We start from the raw sequence: 3,072 nt of genomic DNA, 5'->3' as shown, positions 1-3,072 counted from the left end.
GCTTGACGCTGTAGGTCGACACCACGGTGCGGAAGCTGCCCTCGGGCACCGCGTTCTCCTGGATGCAGGACACCGTGCAGGCCTGGCAGCCGATGCACTTGCGCACGTCGATCAGCATCGCCCACTGGTGCTTGCCGGTGCTGGCGATGGCAGGGGTCGGCGCCACCGCGGCGGCGGCGGTCACCACGGGCACGCCACGCAGGAAGTTGCGGCGCGAGGGCGAGGCCGGGGTTGCTTGGGGAGGGGAACAGGACTTCATGACGGACTCCAGGTGCCATTGGCGTGGTTGCCACTCTAGGCCCGCAATGTCCCTACAAAAATTGGGGAAATGAGGCAACCGGCTAGATGGTTTTACCTATTGCGCCCCTGCCCCAAACCGGCGGTATGCCACCACCGGTCGTGCGCCGCATAATCACGTCATCCACAGCAGAGGCCGCAACGCATGGCAGCGACGCACGACCCGCGACACCACCACGATCACGACCATTCCCATACGCACGACCATGAACACGGACATGGCGGGCATGGACATGGGCACCACCATCACGACCACGCCGCAAGTCGCTACCTGCCGCTGGCGCTGGTGCTGACCCTCGGCTTCGCCGCGGTCGAGGCGCTGGCGGGCTGGTGGTCGGGTTCGCTGGCACTGCTGGGCGACGCCGGGCACATGGTTACCGACGCACTGTCGCTCGGGCTGGCCGCAATTGCGGCACGCATCGCGCTGCGCCCGACGAGTCCGCGCCACTCCTACGGCCTGCGCCGCGTCGAGGCGCTCGCGGCACTGGCCAACAGTCTGTTCATGCTCGCGGTGGTGGCCCTGCTGCTGTGGCAAGCGGTGCTGCGCCTGCTCGAGCCGCGCGAGATCGCGGGCGAAATGGTGACGCTGGTGGCACTCGGCGGGCTCGTGCTGAATCTGGTCGTCGCCTGGCTGCTGACCCGCGGCGAGGGCGACCTCAACACCCGCGGCGCGCTGCTGCACGTGATGGGCGACCTGCTCGGCTCGGTGGCGGCGCTGGCCTCCGGCCTCGTCATCCAGTTCACCGGCTGGACGCCGATCGACCCGCTGCTGACCATGCTGATCTGCGGTCTGATCCTGTTCTCCACGCTGTCGCTGCTGCGCAACGTGCTGCACACCCTGCTCGAGGGCGTGCCCGACGGCCTGTCGCTGCCCGATGTGGGCCGCGGCATGGCAGGGGTGCCCGGCGTGCGTTCAGTGCATGACCTCCACATCTGGAGCCTGGATTCGCGCCGTACCGCACTTTCCGCACACATCCTGCTGACCGGCGAGCAAGCGTGGCAGACGGTGCTGGAGGCGGAACAGGCACTGCTGCGCGAGCGTTTCGGCATCGAGCACGTCACCCTCCAGCCCGAACTGCCCCCTGCCGCGCCGCTCGTGTTCACGCCGCGGCGTTCCAGCGTCATGAGCGATCGCGGATAATCGGCCGCACGCAACAGGAGCCCTCCATGCATTCAGCCCAGGAACTGGTCAGCCAGATCGAAGCCCTGACCTCGCTGCCGACGGTGTACGAGCGCGTGCGCGAGCAACTCGAGTCGCCGGACGGATCGGTATTCGAGGTCGCGCGCCTGGTGTCGGCCGACCCCGCCCTCACTGCCCGGCTGCTGCGCCTGGTAAACAGCGCGATGTACGGCCATCGGGGCGAGATCGACAATGTCGTGCGCGCGGTGCAGATCCTCGGCCTGCAGCAGGTGCACGACCTCGTGCTGGCAATGTCGCTGCATGCGGTGTTTGCCGGCATCCGCCCGGCACAGCTCGACATGAACCGCTTCTGGCGCGACAGCGTGCTGTGCGCCCTGGCTTCGCGCGCGATCGCGCAACACACGGGCTCGGTCGCGGTGGAGCGCAGCTTCGTGATCGGCCTGCTGGCCGACATCGGTCATCTGGTGCTGTTCCAGACCGCGCCGGAGCTCGCCGCCGAAGCGCGAACGATTGCCGAACAGGGCGACGAACCCCTTCACCTCGTCGAACGCCGGATCGTCGGCTGCGACTTCGCCGAGGTCGGCGCGACACTGATGGACCATTGGCGGGTACCCCGCGCCTTTGCCGAAGCCATCGGCGCGCAGACGCTGCCGCGCCTGGGCGGAGAGCATGCCGTCGATGCCGCAGCGCTCAATCTCGCCAGCCACATCGTTGCCGCGGACAAGCTCGGTGAGTCGAGCGAACAGACCGCTGCACGCATCGACCAGACGGTGTGGGATCTGCTCGATGTCGATGCGGAATGCATCGCCACGCTACGCGAAGAGGCTGAGCTGAACCTCGCGGCCTACCTGTCGCTGTTCTTCTCGTCCGCCCCCTGCTAGGTCGCCAAAGACCTCGAAACCCGCAAAAACACTGGGTTTTCGCGCAAAATCGAACAAACTTTTGCTACTAGATCTAGTATTGTTTTTTTAAATGCAACACAACCATAACGATTAAGCCTCTGTTTTTAAACAGTTTTATTTTTTTGCGCTCGCGCAGTTTAGGCGCTATTCTTCAGTCCGTTTTACGAACCTCCCACGGATGAAGAAAAAGACCATGAGCGAGACCACCAGCGCACCCACCCAAGGCAACGTCAAGCCCACCGCCGCCAACCTGGCGATGCAGGAGATCTCGGGCGAAGTCCTCATCGAGAAATATGCCAAAGGCGACGAGCAGACCGTTGCCCAGGTGCGCCAGCGCGTCGCGCGCGCACTCGCCGCGGTCGAGGCCGAGGACAAGCGCGCCCACTGGGAAGCGAAGTTCCTCGAAGCGCAGGAAAAGGGTTTCGTGCCCGCCGGTCGCATCAACAGCGCCGCGGGCACCACGCTGGCCGCCACGCTGATCAACTGCTTCGTGCAGCCGGTCGGCGACTCGGTGACCGAGGCCGTCGATGGCCGCCCCGGCATCTACACCGCGCTGGCCCAGGCCGCCGAGACCATGCGCCGCGGCGGCGGCGTCGGCTACGACTTCTCGTCGATCCGCCCGAAGGGCGCGCTCGTGAAGGGCACGGCGTCGAACGCCTCCGGCCCGGTGTCCTACATGCGCGTGTTCGACCGCTCGTGCGAGACGGTCGAGTCGGCGGGTGCGCGCCGCGG

4 protein-coding genes are annotated in these 3,072 nt (G+C 66.3%); 3 read left to right on the top strand and 1 reads right to left on the bottom strand.

Annotation, left to right across the window (positions count from 1 at the left end):
* The coding region (locus tag RBT54_RS18385; protein WP_320368424.1) for a twin-arginine translocation signal domain-containing protein at positions 1-259 on the bottom strand (259 nt) is incomplete at its 3' end.
* Positions 260-442: 183 nt separating this feature from the next.
* Between RBT54_RS18385 and RBT54_RS18380 the strand changes: the two genes are divergently transcribed.
* From RBT54_RS18380 to RBT54_RS18370, 3 genes are all read left to right on the top strand, one after another.
* Positions 443-1,438 (top strand): cation diffusion facilitator family transporter, encoded by a 996-nt coding sequence (locus RBT54_RS18380; RefSeq protein ID WP_277080255.1) that lies wholly within the window; start codon positions 443-445, stop codon positions 1,436-1,438.
* 26 nt (positions 1,439-1,464) lie between these two features.
* Positions 1,465-2,319, top strand: coding sequence for an HDOD domain-containing protein (locus tag RBT54_RS18375; protein WP_320368423.1), 855 nt, complete (start codon positions 1,465-1,467; stop codon positions 2,317-2,319).
* A gap of 214 nt (positions 2,320-2,533) precedes the next feature.
* The coding region (locus tag RBT54_RS18370) for a ribonucleotide reductase N-terminal alpha domain-containing protein (RefSeq protein WP_413788478.1) at positions 2,534-3,072 on the top strand (539 nt) is incomplete at its 3' end.

The sequence above is a fragment of the Thauera sp. genome (assembly GCF_034003485.1).
Classification (GTDB): Bacteria; Pseudomonadota; Gammaproteobacteria; order Burkholderiales; family Rhodocyclaceae; genus Thauera.
Note: the sequence above shows the minus strand (reverse complement) of the source record. Positions and strands in the feature narration are given on the sequence as shown.